Source organism: Streptomyces sp. 5-10 (genome assembly GCF_014712245.1).
Lineage (GTDB): Bacteria > Actinomycetota > Actinomycetes > Streptomycetales > Streptomycetaceae > Streptomyces > Streptomyces violaceusniger.
Genome location: NZ_JACVYG010000037.1, coordinates 45,747 through 60,360, shown reverse-complemented (window position 1 = coordinate 60,360; position 14,614 = coordinate 45,747). Strand labels below are relative to the sequence as shown.

The 14,614-nt window shown below is 72.1% G+C and carries 17 protein-coding genes; all 17 read left to right on the top strand.

Annotation, left to right across the window (positions count from 1 at the left end; all coding sequences use genetic code 11):
• The first annotated feature begins 49 nt into the window (after nt 1–49).
• The 17 genes from IEJ02_RS32420 to IEJ02_RS32340 all read left to right on the top strand — a co-directional run bounded on the left by IEJ02_RS32420 (nt 50) and on the right by IEJ02_RS32340 (nt 14,592).
• Nucleotides 50–271, top strand: coding sequence for an SDR family oxidoreductase (locus tag IEJ02_RS32420; protein ID WP_223864838.1), 222 nt, complete (start codon nt 50–52; stop codon nt 269–271).
• 186 nt (nt 272–457) lie between these two features.
• Nucleotides 458–1,603, top strand: coding sequence for an acyl-CoA dehydrogenase family protein (locus IEJ02_RS32415; protein WP_191068086.1), 1,146 nt, complete (start codon nt 458–460; stop codon nt 1,601–1,603).
• A 144-nt stretch (nt 1,604–1,747) separates the two neighbouring features.
• Nucleotides 1,748–2,536: an enoyl-CoA hydratase/isomerase family protein gene (locus IEJ02_RS32410; RefSeq protein ID WP_137981156.1), complete on the top strand. Its 789-nt coding sequence runs from the start codon at nt 1,748–1,750 to the stop codon at nt 2,534–2,536.
• Nucleotides 2,521–2,934: a Zn-ribbon domain-containing OB-fold protein gene (locus tag IEJ02_RS32405; RefSeq protein WP_370467164.1), complete on the top strand. Its 414-nt coding sequence runs from the start codon at nt 2,521–2,523 to the stop codon at nt 2,932–2,934. The genes IEJ02_RS32410 and IEJ02_RS32405 overlap by 16 nt, the downstream gene beginning before the upstream one ends.
• Nucleotides 2,931–4,082 carry a thiolase family protein gene (locus IEJ02_RS32400; RefSeq protein ID WP_191068085.1) on the top strand — a complete coding sequence of 384 codons (1,152 nt, stop codon included), beginning with the start codon at nt 2,931–2,933 and terminating at the stop codon, nt 4,080–4,082. The genes IEJ02_RS32405 and IEJ02_RS32400 overlap by 4 nt, the downstream gene beginning before the upstream one ends.
• Nucleotides 4,083–4,125: 43 nt before the next feature.
• The gene (locus IEJ02_RS32395; protein WP_191068084.1) at nt 4,126–5,328 is read left to right on the top strand and encodes an acyl-CoA dehydrogenase family protein; all 1,203 of its coding nucleotides are present in this window, start codon (nt 4,126–4,128) and stop codon (nt 5,326–5,328) included.
• Entirely contained in the window at nt 5,325–6,299 is a 975-nt protein-coding gene (locus tag IEJ02_RS32390; protein WP_191068083.1) for a phosphotransferase family protein, read from the top strand. The genes IEJ02_RS32395 and IEJ02_RS32390 overlap by 4 nt, the downstream gene beginning before the upstream one ends.
• Before the next feature lie 37 nt (nt 6,300–6,336).
• Complete coding sequence (locus IEJ02_RS32385) at nt 6,337–7,569, top strand: acyl-CoA dehydrogenase family protein (protein WP_191068082.1); 1,233 nt, start codon at nt 6,337–6,339, stop codon at nt 7,567–7,569.
• Nucleotides 7,566–8,342: an SDR family oxidoreductase gene (locus IEJ02_RS32380; RefSeq protein ID WP_191068081.1), complete on the top strand. Its 777-nt coding sequence runs from the start codon at nt 7,566–7,568 to the stop codon at nt 8,340–8,342. The genes IEJ02_RS32385 and IEJ02_RS32380 overlap by 4 nt, the downstream gene beginning before the upstream one ends.
• Nucleotides 8,343–8,362: 20 nt before the next feature.
• On the top strand, nt 8,363–9,166 hold the full coding sequence (locus IEJ02_RS32375; protein ID WP_317985978.1) for an SDR family NAD(P)-dependent oxidoreductase: 804 nt from the start codon (nt 8,363–8,365) through the stop codon (nt 9,164–9,166).
• Nucleotides 9,163–9,954 carry an enoyl-CoA hydratase/isomerase family protein gene (locus IEJ02_RS32370; RefSeq protein ID WP_191068080.1) on the top strand — a complete coding sequence of 264 codons (792 nt, stop codon included), beginning with the start codon at nt 9,163–9,165 and terminating at the stop codon, nt 9,952–9,954. The genes IEJ02_RS32375 and IEJ02_RS32370 overlap by 4 nt, the downstream gene beginning before the upstream one ends.
• Before the next feature lie 112 nt (nt 9,955–10,066).
• Complete coding sequence (locus IEJ02_RS32365) at nt 10,067–10,690, top strand: TetR/AcrR family transcriptional regulator (protein ID WP_137981161.1); 624 nt, start codon at nt 10,067–10,069, stop codon at nt 10,688–10,690.
• 149 nt (nt 10,691–10,839) lie between these two features.
• The gene (locus IEJ02_RS32360) at nt 10,840–11,226 is read left to right on the top strand and encodes a nuclear transport factor 2 family protein (RefSeq protein ID WP_191068079.1); all 387 of its coding nucleotides are present in this window, start codon (nt 10,840–10,842) and stop codon (nt 11,224–11,226) included.
• Complete coding sequence (locus IEJ02_RS32355; RefSeq protein WP_137981163.1) at nt 11,223–11,600, top strand: nuclear transport factor 2 family protein; 378 nt, start codon at nt 11,223–11,225, stop codon at nt 11,598–11,600. The genes IEJ02_RS32360 and IEJ02_RS32355 overlap by 4 nt, the downstream gene beginning before the upstream one ends.
• A gap of 26 nt (nt 11,601–11,626) precedes the next feature.
• Entirely contained in the window at nt 11,627–11,947 is a 321-nt protein-coding gene (locus IEJ02_RS32350) for an EthD family reductase (RefSeq protein WP_191068119.1), read from the top strand.
• 54 nt (nt 11,948–12,001) lie between these two features.
• Entirely contained in the window at nt 12,002–13,555 is a 1,554-nt protein-coding gene (locus tag IEJ02_RS32345; protein ID WP_191068078.1) for a class I adenylate-forming enzyme family protein, read from the top strand.
• On the top strand, nt 13,552–14,592 hold the full coding sequence (locus IEJ02_RS32340; RefSeq protein WP_191068077.1) for an MBL fold metallo-hydrolase: 1,041 nt from the start codon (nt 13,552–13,554) through the stop codon (nt 14,590–14,592). The genes IEJ02_RS32345 and IEJ02_RS32340 overlap by 4 nt, the downstream gene beginning before the upstream one ends.
• Nucleotides 14,593–14,614: the final 22 nt, after the last annotated feature.

Here is a 14,614-nt window from a genome sequence, read left to right as displayed (position 1 = left end):
GAGGTGAAGTCGGTTCAATAGGTGGTCTGGGCAAGTGAAGGGACTCGGTATGGCGCACGAAGATGTCCGCGCGGGTGTGCACGCGCTGGCCCAGGCCGTGGCCAAGGAGGTCATCGCCTCCGGGATCCGGGTGAACGTGGTGGCGCCGGGGCCCACGGAGACGGGGATGGCGGCCCGTACCCCCGAGGCTCTGCGGGCGGGCTTCCGCGATCCGCGGGTGCGCCCGTACGCGGCCCCGAGGAGATATCCGAGATCGCCCTCTTTCTCGTGAGCGATGCCGCGGCGAACCTGGTCGGCGCGGTGCTGCTCGCCAACGGCGGCCGGTTCACCGCCTGAGCGGGTGTCCTGAGCGGCCGCGGTGCGGGTCTTGCTCACCCGGAGTTTCGCTGCCTACGGTCTTGAATTGAGTTCAGTTCTTTCATTCTTCGCCTGTCGTAACGAGCACGATGGAGATCCCATGCACCGTCGCCGCCCCGAGATCGACCCCCAGTTGCTGTCCGAAACGGACGAACAGCGACAGCTGCGCACCGTCCTGCGCGACCTCTACGCCGAGGCGAGTGGTGTCGAGGACGTACGCGAACACCTGGCCACCCCACGCGGATACGACGAGGCGCTCTGGGCGCGGCTCGCGGGCGAGATCGGGGTCCATGGGCTGGCCGTCCCGGAGGAGTACGGCGGGTCGGGCTTCACCTTCGCCGAACTGGCCGTGGCCCTGGAGGAAGCCGGGCGCGCCCTGTACTGCGCGCCGCTGCTGCCCACCGTGGTCCTGGCCGCCCACGCCCTGCTGCTCAGCGGTGACCGTACGGCATGCGAGCGCTATCTGCCCCGGATCGCCGACGGCACGCTCACCGCCACCGTGGCCGGATTCGAAGCCGACGAGCCCGGTGTCGCCGCGGAACGAGGAGGTGGCGGCTGGGTGCTGCGCGGGCGGGCGGACTTCGTCCTCGACGGGGCCGGGGCGGATCTGATCCTGGTGCGGGCCGGAACACCCGCCGGACCTCGGCTCTTCGCCTGTGAGCCCGCCCCCGGCACCTGCCGGCGGACTCCGCGCCGCGTCCTGGACGAGACGCGGCGCCAGGCGCTGGTGGAGTTCCGGGGCGCCCCGGCCACCGCCGTGGGGACGGCGGAGGGGACCGAGGGCACGGTTTCGGCGACGTTGGACACCGGACGGGCCGCGCTGGCGGCCGAGCAGGTCGGCGGCAGCGGCCACGCGCTGGACGCCACGGTCGGGTTCGTGGCGCAGCGCCACCAGTTCGGCCGCCCCATCGGGTCCTTCCAGGCCGTCAAGCACCGGCTGGCCGATGTGCTGGTGGCGCTGGAGGCGGCGCGCTCGGCGTCCGCGTACGCGACCGCCTGTGCCGCCGTCGGCTCGCCGCAATCGCCGGTGGCCGCCTGTGCCGCCGCCGTGGTCTGCTCCGAGACCTTCCGCCTGGCGACGGCCGAGTATGTCCAGCTGCACGGCGGTATCGGCTTCACCTGGGAGCACCCGGCCCATCTGTACGTACGCCGGGCGCGCGGTGCCGAGGTGCTGTTCGGCACGGCGGACCGGCACCGGGCCCGGCTCGCCGAACTCGTCGGCCTCGCCACCCACGGCGCCGGCTGAACGGGGCCCGGCCGACTCACTCAGGTCGCGGGTGCGGGTGCGGGGCCTGAATCGGATTCGATTGGCTCGATCAGGGGGTTGACAGGCAGGTACTCGGGCTTCCAGAGTTGTAGTGAATTCAGTTCAGTTTCGAAGGGGCGAGGGATGGCAGTGGAAGACGAGATCCAGTTCGAGCGCGACGGTCACGTCGCCCGGGTGTGGCTCAACCGTCCGTGGAAGAAGAACTGCGTCACCGTGCCGATCCTGGACCGGCTCGACGAGATCATCACCGAGGTGGACGAGGACCCCGACCTGCGGGTCCTGGTGGTGCGCGGCCGTGGCGGCACCTTCTGCTCGGGCTTCGACCTCGACAGCCTGAAGGCCGACTACGTGGGCAAGTCCAACGCGATCGACGTCGCGGTGAAGTCCGCGAAGGTGTGCGACCGGCTGTACTCGATGAAGACCCCCTCGGTCGCGGTCCTGGAGGGCCACGTCACCGCCGGTGGCTTCGAGATCATGATCTCCTGCGACTTCGCCATCTCCGCCGACGACGCGAAGATCGGCGACTTCCACATCCGCCGTGCGCTGTTCGGCGGGGCCGGTCCGATCTACCGGGTGCCGCGCATGATCGGCATCCGCAAGACCAAGGAGCTGATGCTCACCGGCAAGCTCCTCTCCGGCGTCGAGGCCGCCGAGTTCGGGCTGATCAACAAGTCGGCCCCGGCGGACGAACTGGACGCCACGGTCGAGGAGTTCATCGGACACCTCACCGACAAGAGCCCCTTCACCATGTGGCTCACGAAGATGACGATCGACCGCAGCCTGGACGCCGACACCCAGTCGCTGATGGTGATGGAGCACCTCGCGGTGGGCGTCGCGCTCAACTCCGAGGACGCGAACGAGGGCGTGTCGGCCTTCCTGGAGAAGCGCGAACCCAAGTGGCAGGGGCGCTGATCCGGATGCCCACCGATCCGCGGAGCCAGGCCGCCGCCGGGCTCCAGGGCGCGCGCTGCGCCGGCTGCCCGGTGACGGTCTACCCCGCGGACGACGCCTGCCCGCGCTGTGGAGGGCCGACCGCTCCGGTGGCCCTCCCGGGCACGGGGGCGCTGTGGACCTGGACGGTGCAGCGGTACGCCCCCAAGTCACCGCCCTACGAGCCCCCGCCCGGAGGCTTCGTGCCGTTCGCCATCGGCTACGTCGAGCTGGCGGAGGACGTACGCGTGGCCGCCGTCCTCGACCTCGGCGAACTCGACAGCCTCGACGACATCCGCATCGGCATGCCCCTCTCCGTGGCCGCGGGCCCCGGAGTGCCCCGGGCCAGGCCCATCACCCCCGCTGAGGAGCGCTCATGAGCGGCGCCGAGGTCCTGATCTGCGGCGCGGGGCGCACCCCGTTCGGCCGGTGGTCGGAGGCCACCGGCCGACAGCTGGCCGTTGCCGCCGTGAACGCGGCGCTGGCGGACGCCGGGATCGCGTGGTCGCGGGTGGGGGCCGCGTTCGGCGGCAGCGACAGCGCGGGTCTCGCGGACACCCTGGTGGCCCAACTCGGCCTCACCGGACTGCCGTTCGTCAATGTCAAGAACGGCTGCGCCACCGGTGGCAGCGCGCTGGTCTCCGCCGTGAACGCCATCCGCTCCGGCATGGCGGACGTCGTCCTCGCCGTCGGCTTCGACAAACACCCGCGCGGCGCCTTCGACCCGAAGCCCGAGGACTGGGGCCTGGGAGCGGAGTACGGCAGCGACGGGCTCATGGTGACCACGCAGTTCTTCGGCATGAAGATCCAGCGCTATATGCACGACCACGGCATCACCCCGCGGACCCTCGCCCTGGTGGCCGAGAAGGCGTACCGCAACGGCGCTCTGACCTCCGAGGCATGGCGCCGAAAGCCGCTGTCCGCCCAGGAGGTCCTGGACTCCGGCATGGTCAGCGATCCGCTGACCCGCTATATGTTCTGCTCCCCGGGAGCGGGCGCGGCGGCGCTGGTCCTCTGCTCGCCCGAGGCCGCCCGCGCACTGGACGGCCCGCCGGTCACCCTGCGCTCGGCGGTCGTACGCACCCGGCGCTTCGGATCGTTCGAGGTGTTCAGCCCGTGGATCCCCGGTGGCGAACTGACCAGTGTCAGCCGTGACGCCTCGGCCGCCGCCTTCGAGGAGGCGGGACTCGGCCCCGGTGACGTCGACGTCTGCCAGCTGCAGGACACCGAGAGCGGCGCCGAGGTGATGCACATGGCCGAGTGCGGGTTCTGCGAGGACGGCGAGCAGGAGCGGCTCGTCGCCTCCGGTGCCACCGGGATCGGCGGGACCCTGCCGGTCAACACCGACGGCGGCTGCATCGCCAACGGCGAACCCATCGGCGCCTCGGGTCTGCGCCAGGTGTACGAGGTCGTCCAGCAGTTGCGCGGACGGGCCGGCGAACACCAGGTCCCGGGCGGACCCAGGGTCGGCTTCACGCATGTGTACGGCGCCCCCGGCGTGAGCGCCTGCACGGTCCTGTCCCGTTGAAACGTCCCGTTGAAACGTCCGCTGAAAGGAGGTGGCAGGGAAGATGAGCGGCATTCCGGAACCCGAGGAGTTCCGCGACCGGGCCCGGCGGTGGCTCGCCGGCGTCGCCCGGCCCCGCGCCGCCGACGGGGAGTGGGGCAGCGGCTCCGACTCCGTCGCCGTGTTCGACAACTGGACCGAGGAGCAGGAGCGCGAGCACACCGCCCGCGTCCAGGAGTGGGAACGCACCCGCTACGACCAGGGCTGGTCCGCGTTCAACTGGCCCCGAGAGTACGGAGGACGGGGGCTGCCCGCGTACTACGAGCAGCTCTACCGCGCCGAAGAGGCGGCCTTCGACGTACCCCACCGCCCCGAGATCTTCCCCGTGACACAGGCGCTCGTCGCCCCCGCGATCGGCCTGTGGGGCACCGAGGAGCAGAAGCGGCGCTGGCTGGTGCCCCTGCTGCGCACCGACGAGCTGGCCTGCCAGCTGTTCTCGGAGACCGAGGCGGGCTCCGACCTCGCCGCGGTGCGCACCAAGGCCGTGCGTGACGGCGACGGCTGGGTGCTCACCGGGCACAAGGTGTGGACCTCCGGCGCCCGCGTCGCCACCTGGGGCGTGGCGGTGTGCCGCACCGATCCCGACGTCCGCAAACACGCCGGAATCACCGTCTTCCTGGTGCGCATGGACGCGCCGGGCGTCACCGTACGGCCCATCCGGCAGATGACCGGTGGCACCAGCTTCAACGAGGTCTACCTCGACGGTGTGCGGGTGCCCGACACCGACCGGCTCGGGCCGGTCGGCGAGGGCTGGCGGGTCACACTCAGCGTGCTGGCCGCCGAGCGGCTCGACTCCGGCGGCCTCGGCCTGGACAACGCCGACCGGGCGCTGGACCTGGCCGGGCACCTGTCGCGCCCCCTCACCGGCGCCGAGCGGCAGCGCGCCGCCGACCTCCACATCCGCACCCTCGTCCAGCGGCTGATGGGACTGCGGGTGACCGCCGCCCTCGTCGCGGGGCGTGAGCCCGGCGCGGAGGCGTCGGTCGGCAAGCTGTACGCCACCGAGACCATGCGGCGCACCAGCGACCTGGTGTCCGAGCTGCTGGGGCCGAGCCTGGTGGCGGACACGGGGGAGTGGGGCACCTACGCCTGGACGGAGCACCTGCTGGGCGCCCCCGGCTACAGCATCGCGGGCGGCACCGACGAGATCCAGCGCACCATCCTCGCCGAACGCGTCCTCGGCCTGCCCAAGGAGCCCGTCCGATGAGCATGGCCACGCAAGGAACGGAGCTGGCCGCCCGGGTCCGCGACCGGCTCGCCCGCCACCACCCGGGCGCGGCCATCGGCGAGTTGGAGGTGCTGCCGGGCGGCCACTCCGGGCTGACGTACGAGGTCGCGGCGGGGGACACCCGGTACGTCGTCAAGGCCGTGCCACCGGGGCAGCGGCCCGTCGGGCGCAACGATGTGCTGCGCCAGGCACGGGTGCTGGGCGCGCTGGCCGGGTCCGCGGTGCCGGTACCGGGCGTGGTGGCCGTCGACGAGACGCAACCCGCGTGGTTCGCCATGGACTTCGCGGACGGCGAGGCCGTCGAGCCGGTGCTGGACGACCACGAGGTGCCCGCCGCGACCGCCCGCGCCCGGATGCTGGAGATCGCGTCCGTACTACGACGCCTGCACCGCACCGATGTGCACACGCCCGGGCTGGACGCGCCCGCACCGCTCGACCCCTCCGGCGAACTGGCGCGATGGAGCCGCACCCTGCGTGCCGTTCCCCCCGAACTGCGGCCCGGCGGGGAGGAGTTGCTGGTACGTCTCGCCGATGGCGTACCACGCGGCCTCCCTCCGGTACTGCTGCACGGGGACTTCCGGCTCGGCAATGTGCTGTGCGCGGGCGAGCGGGCGGTGGCCGTCGTGGACTGGGAGATCTGGAGCGTCGGCGATCCCCGCATCGACCTGGGCTGGTTCCTGCTCTTCGCCGACCACCGCAACTTCCCCCGGCTGGGCCACGCGGTGCCCGGTCTGCCCGGCGAGGCGGAGCTGCTGGACACCTACGGCGACGGCGGGCCCGCGCTGCCCGCGATGGACTGGTTCCGGGCGCTCGGCCGCATGAAGATGGCCGCGATCATGGGCCACAACCTGCGCCGCCACCGCGAGGGCAAACACCACGACCCGGACCAGGAACGCCTGCCGCCCACCATCGCCGCGATGATCCGCACCGCCCGCGACATCCTCGGCTGACCCGGCAGCGGTACGCCCCCACCGAACAGGAGCACTCGTGGATTTCGGATACTCGCCACGGGCGAGTGAACTCCAAGGCCGCATGCGGTCGTTCATGGACGAGTACGTCTTCCCCGCGGAAGCCACGTACGACCGGCAGCTGGCCGAGGGGGACGACCCGCACGCCCTGCCGCCGATCATGGCCGAGCTGAAGGCGAAGGCCCGCGCCGAGGGTCTGTGGAACCTCTTCATGGCGCACGGCGACTGGGGCGCGGGGCTCAGCAACCTCGAATACGCGCCGCTCGCCGAGCTGGCGGGCCAATCCATCATCGGCCCCGAGGTGTTCAACTGCTCGGCCCCCGACACCGGCAACATGGAGCTGCTCGCGCTGTACGGCACCCCCGAGCAGCGGGAACGCTGGCTGCGCCCGCTGCTCGACGCCCGGATCCGCTCGTGCTTCGCCATGACCGAGCCGGAGGTCGCCAGCTCCGACGCCCGCAACATCCGCACCCGCATCACCCGCGACGGCGACACCTACGTGGTCAACGGCCGGAAGTGGTACACCTCCGGCATCCTCGACCCCGACTGCCAGCTGATCATCCTGATGGGCAAGACCGACCCGGAGGCGCCCACCTACCGGCAGCAGTCCATGCTGCTCGTCCCCCGGAACACCCCGGGCGTCACGGTCCTGCGCGACCTGCCCATGTTCGGCTACACCGACCGGCTCGGACACGGCGATGTGCTCTTCGAGGACGTCCGCGTACCGGTGGAGAACATCCTCGGCGGCGAGGGCGAGGGCTTCGCGCTCGCCCAGGGACGGCTCGGCCCCGGCCGGATGCACTACGCGATGCGCGCCGTGGGTTTCGCCGAGCGCGCGCTGCGGCTGATGTGCGAGCGCGTCACCGAACGCACCGCATTCGGCGGGCCGCTCGCCGACCGGGGAGTGGTCCGGGAGTGGATCGCCCGCAGCCGCATCGAGATCGAGCAGGTGCGTCTCCTCGTCCTCAAATCGGCCTGGCTGATGGACACCGTCGGCAACGCCGCCGCCCGCATGGAGGTGGCCGCCATCAAGGTGGCGGCCCTGGAGGTCGCCCACAAGGTGGTCGACCGGGCGGTGCAGGCGCACGGCGCGGCGGGGGTCAGCGACGACACCGTACTGGCCCGGCTGTACGCCATCACCCGGGCCCTGCGCATCGCCGACGGCCCCGACGAAGTCCATCTGCGGACGGTGGCCCGCCAGGAACTGGCGCCGTACAAGAAGAAGACCGACACGAAGGCGGGAGCGGCGTGAGCACCGGCAGCCTCGACGGCAAGGTGGCCGTCATCACGGGCGGATCCCGTGGCATCGGCCTCGGCATCGCCACCGCCTACCGGGCGGCCGGCGCGCATGTGGTGATCGCGGCCCGCAAACCGGCCGGACTCGCCGAGGCCCGCGAGGAGTTGCTGCGCGTCAAGGGCGACGGCGACGTGCACACGGTGGTGGCGAACGCCGGCGAACCGGAGCAGGCGCGAGGCTGCGTCGAGGAGACCATGGCGCGCTTCGGCCGCCTGGACGTCCTCGTCAACAACGCGGCGACCAACCCGTACCACGGCGACCTGCTCGACCTGGACCTGCCGCGCGCGGAGAAGACCGTCCGCGTCAACCAGTACGGCATGGTCGCCTGGACCCGGTACGCCTGGGAGGCGTGGATGGCCGAGCACGGGGGAGCGGTGGTCAACATCGCCTCCGTCGGCGGGCTCGTCGTCGATCCGCACATCGGCTACTACAACGCCACCAAGGCCGCCATGCTGCACATGACCCGTCAGCTCGCCTATGAACTCGGGCCGCGCGCCCGCGTCAACGCCATCGCCCCCGGACTGATCAAGACGGAGCTGGCACGGGCGGTGTGGGAGGTCCGTGAGCCGATCCTCACCGCCAAGCTGCCACTGCGCCGCCTCGGCACGGTCGAGGACGTGGCACACGCGGCGCTGTTCCTGGCCACCGACGCCTCCTCCTGGATGACCGGCCAGACTCTGGTCCTCGACGGCGGCGCGACCGCCCTGCCGATCGGGGTGGAGGGATGACCGCGGGCGGAGGGACGGCCGTGGGTGGAGGTACGGCCGGGCCATGGGACGCGCCCCGGCCCGCCGCCGAGCTGTTCTCGCTCCAGGGCAGGACGGCCCTGGTCACCGGGGCGTCCTCGGGGCTCGGCGCACGCTTCGCCACCGTCCTCGCACAGGCCGGGGCCACCGTGTTCGCCGCCGCCCGGCGGATCGATAAGCTGAAGGAACTCGCCGATTCCGACGCCCGTATCCACCCCGTCGGCTGCGACGTCGCGCTCGCCGCGGACCGCGCACGGCTGGCCGGTACGGCCCTGGACGCCACCGGCCGCATCGACATCCTGGTCAACAACGCGGCCACGTCCGGCGAGACCCGCGCCGAGGACGAATCCCCGGACGCCTTCGCCGACGTCCTCGGCGTCAACCTCACCGCCCCCTTCCACCTGGCACGCCTGGTGGCGGAGGCACCCGCCCGGGACGGCGCGCCGCCCCGCAGCGTCATCAACGTGTCCTCCATCCTCGGACTGGTCACCGCCGCCCCGCTGGGCGGCGCGAGCTACGCGGCGTCCAAGGCCGGGCTGATCGGGCTGACCCGGGAGCTGGCCGGGCAGTGGGGCCCGAGCGGAACCCGTGTCAACGCGCTCGCCCCGGGCTGGTTCCGCACCGAGATGACCGCGGACCTCTTCGGCGACGAGCGCTCCAGCCGCTGGGTCGAGCGCAACACCCTGCTGCGGCGCGGCGGCGGGGCCCATGAACTGGACGGCGCGCTGCTGTTCCTCGCCTCGGACGCCTCCTCGTACTGCACCGGCCAGGTCCTGACCGTCGACGGCGGATGGACCGCGCGATGAGCGTCGGCATCGAGATCGACGACGGCCTCGCCCGCGTCACCCTGCGCCGGGGCGCGGCGGGCAACGCCATCGACCTGGACATGGCGCGCGGACTGCGGGACGCGGCGCGGACCTGCGCCACCGAGTCCGTCCGGGCCGTGCTGCTGACCGGCGAGGGGACGTCCTTCTGCGTCGGCGGCGACCTCGGGGAGTTCTCCCGGCTCTCCGGAGAGCCACTGGAGCGGCACCTCCTCGCGGTGACCGGCGCGCTCCACGACGCCCTGCGCACGTTCGCCGCGGGCGACGCGCCCGTGGTGGCCGCCGTGCAGGGAGCCGTGGCCGGTGCGGGCATCGGCCTGGCCGCGTCCGCCGATGTGACCCTGGGCGCCGACAACGCCTCGTTCACCGCCGCGTACACCCGGATCGGCTACTCGCCGGACGCCGGAGTGAGCTGGTTCCTGCCCCGGCTCGTCGGCCCCAAGCGGGCCCTGGAGCTACTGCTGACCAACCGTCGCATCGCGGCGGCGGAAGCCGAGGCCATCGGACTGGTGAGCCGGGTCGTCCCCGCCGACCGGCTGGCCGACGAGGCGCTGCGCACGGCCCAGGCGCTGCGCGACGGGCCCACCGCCGCGTTCGGCGCCACCCGCCGTCTCGTCGCCACCGGGCAGACCGCCGACCTCGGTACGCACCTGGACCGCGAGGCCCGTGCGATCGCCGCCGCGGCCGCCTCCGCCACGGGCCGTGAGGGCGTCGCCGCCTTCCTGGACAAGCGGACGCCCGACTTCCACCGCGCCGCCACCAGCACATGAACTCCTCGCGGCGCCCCGGGGAACCCATCGGGTCGGGAGCGCGATTGGCAACTGAGTTCAGCTTGGGACTACTCTCTGGTACGGACAAAGTGGGCGAGCCAGGAGACGAGGCATGGCGACGAGAATCGTTGAACCGGAAGCGGGACCGAGGTCCAAGCGGGCCGCCATCCTGGCGGCCGCCGTCGACTGCTTCGGCGAGACGAGCTTCGAGGCCACCAAGTGGTCCACCGTGGCGGAGCGGGTCGGCATCGGGCAGACGGCTCTGTACCACTACTTCGAGTCCAAGACCCACTGCCTGCTCACCATCATGCGGCTCGAACTCCAGCGCTCCCACGACAAGTTCACGGAGGCGACCGAGGACGTCGAGGATCCGACCGAGGCGCTCCGGGCGGCCGTCCGCGCGGCCTACGAGGTCTCCGACCACGAGGTCCTGCAGATGCGCATCCTCCACAACCACATGGACCTGCTCTCCGGCCCGCGCAAGTCCAAGCGCGAGGAGGCCGAGCGCGTCGAGGCCCGCAAGCTGGTCCAGCTCGTCGAGCGGGACTGGACGAACCTGCTGGTGCGGGGCATGTCCATGGGGGTGTTCCCGCTCCGGGACGCGCAGTTGCTGGGCGCGAGCGTGCTCGGTCTGATCGTCAGCGTCTGGCGGTGGTACCGGCCGTCGGGGCCGACGCCGCTGGCGGAGGTCAGCGAACTGATCGAGGGCGCGTGCGTGCGGATGGTCGCCACATGACGCCCTGAGCGACCCTGCCACTCACGGCCCCCGGCGGACCTCGCGCCGGGGGCCGTTTCGGTCCCTACGGACTCTTGTCAGCCGTGTTTCCCCGGGATTACGATCCAGACGGAAATTGAACTGAACTCAGGTTGATCTGGGGGCGCCTCATGGCGTTGCGCACGTACATGGCCAGTATGGACAGCCCGCATCCGGAACGGACGCTGGATCTGCTCGAACCCGACTTCCGCTTCCTCATCGCCCTGCCGGGCACGGAGGTCACCGGCGAGTCCCGGGAGGACTTCGCCACCTACCTCGCCGGCCGCAACCCCGTGGACCGGGCGCATGAGATCCTGCGCCACAGCCGGGACGGCGACGTCGAGACCGTGTATGGGGTGGTGACGGAGCGCGGGCGGTACACCGGCTCCTTCCTCTCCGCCGCGGTGATCTCGCCCGCCGGACTCATGGCGCGCTACCAGTCGTTCTTCACCACCTCCTTCGAGCTGGTCGACTGGGTCCGGCAGGACGACGGACAGGGCGACGGGAGCCGGGCATGACGGACGCCCCGGCCACGGCCCCGTTCCTCACCGCGTGGTTCGAGATCCTCGACGGCGACGACCCGTCCCGTATCCTCGACCTGATCAGCGACGACTTCTCGCTCTCGATCCTGTTCTCCACCGGCGACGGCAACGCCACCGACTTCGCCGGGGACCGCGCCGCCCTGGTGGGCTACCTCGAACAGCGCGAGAAGGGCACCCGCACCCACCATCTGCTGTCGGCGGCCACGCTCGGCCAGGACGAGCTCTTCCTGGGCGAGGTACGCCGTGCGGGAGTCCCCGAGGCCAGCTTCGTCGCCGCCGGGCGGGTGAACGACGAAGGCCGGCTGCGCCGCCTGCTGATCGGGCGCTCGTCCGAGATCCGCTTCACCTGACCCCCGACCCCATGGAGAGCACCGTCATGTACAACCTCGTCCTGCTGGCGGCCAGGCCCCCGGAGTGGACACACGAGCGGTTCATCACGTGGTGGCGCGGCGACCACGCGGAGCTGACCCGCCGCCTGCCCGGGCTGCGCTCCTGGCGCCACACCGAGATCGACGCCGCCCTGGAGCCGCGTTCCGAAGGCTGGGACGGGATCTCCGTACTCGGCTTCGACTCGCCCGAGGACCTGAGCAAGGCCCTCGCCAGCCCCGAGTGGGCCGATGCCGTCGCCCAGGTCGGCGACATGAAGGGCCGCCGGATCGCGGTCATGGGGCACGAGGCGGAGATGTTCACCGCCTGAGGATTCCCGGCCGCCCGGGCAAGCGGCGTTCGGCACAGTGCGACGAGGGGCCAGATGCGACAGGTAGTGCGGGAGTTCCAGCAACAGGCGGACGAAGCCGACTTCATCGCCGTGATCGACGACACCGGCAGCCATACGGCCCGGGAACTGCTCGAGGAGGCCGTACGGCTGGCCGAAGCGCTGACCGCCGACGCGCCCGACACGCCCGAAGGACCGGGCGATGGACCGGCGGGCGACGGATCGGTCGGCACCGTCCTGGTCCAGGCCGACAACTCATGGCGCACCATCGCCGCCACCCTCGCCGTGGGCCTGCGGGGCGGAGTTCTGGCGGTGGTCAATCGGCACACCACCCCCGCCGAGTTCGCCGCCGCATGGGAGGACATCCGCCCGGACGCGGTCGTCGCCGAGCCCTCGGCGATGGACGAGTGGACGGTAGGCACCCGGCTCCCCGGCCCGGCGCGGACGGTCCTCGACGGCTGGACCTGCCGGTCCGCACCCCACCAGCGCGAGGTGGCGCGGTGGTCGGACGGCGTCCTCATCGGCCTGACCTCCGGCTCGACCGGGCGGCCCAAGGGCGTCGTACAGTCCGAGCCGTCCCTGCGGTACGCCGCCACGAGCACCATCGCCGTCAACGGTCTGGCGCCGGGCGACGCCGTCGCCGCGATCGTGCCGCTGTCGTCCACCGCCGCGTACTGCTTCGGGGTGTACCTCTCCCTCCTGCTGCGCGGGCCGCTCGTCCTCACGGGTAAGTGGGACCGGGCGGTCGCGCTGCGGCGGATGGCGGACACCGGTGTCCGCTGGACCATGTGCGTCCCCACCATGGCGTTGCAGATGGGCGCCGAAGCGGCCGGCTCCGGCGTCCTCCGGGGCGTCCGGTCGATCACCGTGGGCGGCGGGCCCATGGACCGCGGCGCACTGGCCCGGGCCGAGCGGTCCCTGGGCACCAGGATCCTCCGCGTCTTCGGCATGTCCGAGTGCCTGGGCCACACCTCGCCGAGCCCCGACGACCCCGAGGAGATCCGGCTCGGCAGGGACGGCCGCCCCTTCCCGGGCACGGACGTGCGCGCGCTCACCCCGGACGGCCAGGTGGCCGGTCCCGGGGTGACCGGCCGGGCGCAGGTCCGCGGCCCTTCCCTCTTCCTCGGGTACGCCCGCGAGGGCAGGACCGATCCGCCCGCGCTGACCGAGGACGGCTATCTGCCCACCGGCGATCTGCTGATGACCCACGAGGACGGCACCATCAGCGTCATGGGCCGCGAGAAGGACATCATCATCCGGGGCGGCCGCAACATCGACATCACCGAGGTGGAGCGCGCGGTCGCCGGCCACCCGCGCGTGGCCAGGGCCTGTGTCGTACCGGTCCCCGACGATGTCCTCGGCGAACGCGTGGCGCTGCTCGTCGTCGCCGAGGACGGTTCCAGAATTGAACTGGCCGAGGTGATCGGCCACTTGGAGAGCGTCGGGCTGTCCAAGACCAAGTGGCCCGAGTACGTCTACGACGTCGAGGAGCTGCCCCAGACGAAGGTCGGCAAGCTCGACCGGCGCGGCGCCAGGGACCTGGCCACCGACCTGCGCGCCCGCGAGACCGACCGGCGAGGAGAAGCATGACAGCGCGGTTCGACCAGGCTCCCTGGGCGGCGGCCGGAATCCGGACCGTAGGGCCCGGGGTGCACCGCGTGCCGCTGCCGCTTCCCGGCGACGGTCTGCGCGCCGTCAATGTCTACCTGCTGGAGGATCTGGCCGACGACGGTGGCATCGTCATGATCGACGGCGGCTGGGCGATCCCCGAGGCGCGCAAGGCGCTCGAGGAGGGTCTGGCCGCCATCGACCGCGACCTCGGCGACATCAGCCACATCCTGGTCACCCACATCCACCGCGACCACTACACCCAGGCGGTGGAGCTGCGTCGGCTGCTCGGCTCGCGCGTCTACCTCGGCGCGGGCGAGCGCCCCGGCCTGGAGATGCTCGACCGGCTGCGCAGCGACCAGCCCGTCGGCTCGCTGCGGACCCTGCGCGCTGCGGGCGCCGGGGAACTCGCCGACCGTATCGAGGCGATGGACCACGGCGGCTACGACCCGAGTGTGTGGGAGGCCCCCGACCACTGGCTGCACCCCGGCGCCCTCCGCTTCGGCGAGCGCGAGCTGCGGGTCGTCCCCACTCCCGGGCACACCAAGGGCCATGTGGTCTTCCTGGACGAACGGCGGGGGCTGCTGTTCTCCGGGGACCACGTCCTGCCGCACATCACCCCGTCCATCGGCTTCGAACTCGCAGAGGCAGGCGGCCACCCGCTCGCCGACTACCTGGACTCGCTGCGGCTGATGACCCACTACGCCGACGCCCGCCTGCTGCCCGCCCACGGGCCGGTCGCCGACTCCACCCACACCCGGGTCGCCGAACTGCTCGCCCACCACGACGACCGGCTGGCCGGGAGTCTGGCCGCGCTGGGCGAGGACACGCTCGACGCCCACGCGGTGGCGCGGAAGCTCGCATGGACGCGCCGGGCAGTGCCGTTCGGGGAGTTGAGCGCCTTCAACCAGATGCTCGCGGTCCATGAGACGGCCGCGCATCTGGATGTCCTCGTGCTGCGGGGGCGGGTGGAGGTGGGCCGCGCGGACGGCGTGCATCGGTACACGCGTGTGCGATGACGACGCCGTACGCACGCCATCG

What these genes read in the sequence shown, in the direction of transcription:
- IEJ02_RS32365 (WP_137981161.1), top strand. Translation starts at nt 10,067, where the DNA reads ATGGCGACGAGAATCGTTGAACCGGAAGCGGGACCGAGGTCCAAGCGG.
- IEJ02_RS32355 (WP_137981163.1), top strand. Translation starts at nt 11,223, where the DNA reads ATGACGGACGCCCCGGCCACGGCCCCGTTCCTCACCGCGTGGTTCGAG.
- IEJ02_RS32390 (WP_191068083.1), top strand. Translation starts at nt 5,325, where the DNA reads ATGAGCATGGCCACGCAAGGAACGGAGCTGGCCGCCCGGGTCCGCGAC.
- IEJ02_RS32410 (WP_137981156.1), top strand. Translation starts at nt 1,748, where the DNA reads ATGGCAGTGGAAGACGAGATCCAGTTCGAGCGCGACGGTCACGTCGCC.
- IEJ02_RS32350 (WP_191068119.1), top strand. Translation starts at nt 11,627, where the DNA reads ATGTACAACCTCGTCCTGCTGGCGGCCAGGCCCCCGGAGTGGACACAC.
- IEJ02_RS32370 (WP_191068080.1), top strand. Translation starts at nt 9,163, where the DNA reads ATGAGCGTCGGCATCGAGATCGACGACGGCCTCGCCCGCGTCACCCTG.
- IEJ02_RS32415 (WP_191068086.1), top strand. Translation starts at nt 458, where the DNA reads ATGCACCGTCGCCGCCCCGAGATCGACCCCCAGTTGCTGTCCGAAACG.
- IEJ02_RS32420 (WP_223864838.1), top strand. Translation starts at nt 50, where the DNA reads ATGGCGCACGAAGATGTCCGCGCGGGTGTGCACGCGCTGGCCCAGGCC.
- IEJ02_RS32340 (WP_191068077.1), top strand. Translation starts at nt 13,552, where the DNA reads ATGACAGCGCGGTTCGACCAGGCTCCCTGGGCGGCGGCCGGAATCCGG.
- IEJ02_RS32395 (WP_191068084.1), top strand. Translation starts at nt 4,126, where the DNA reads ATGAGCGGCATTCCGGAACCCGAGGAGTTCCGCGACCGGGCCCGGCGG.
- IEJ02_RS32360 (WP_191068079.1), top strand. Translation starts at nt 10,840, where the DNA reads ATGGCGTTGCGCACGTACATGGCCAGTATGGACAGCCCGCATCCGGAA.
- IEJ02_RS32400 (WP_191068085.1), top strand. Translation starts at nt 2,931, where the DNA reads ATGAGCGGCGCCGAGGTCCTGATCTGCGGCGCGGGGCGCACCCCGTTC.
- IEJ02_RS32345 (WP_191068078.1), top strand. Translation starts at nt 12,002, where the DNA reads ATGCGACAGGTAGTGCGGGAGTTCCAGCAACAGGCGGACGAAGCCGAC.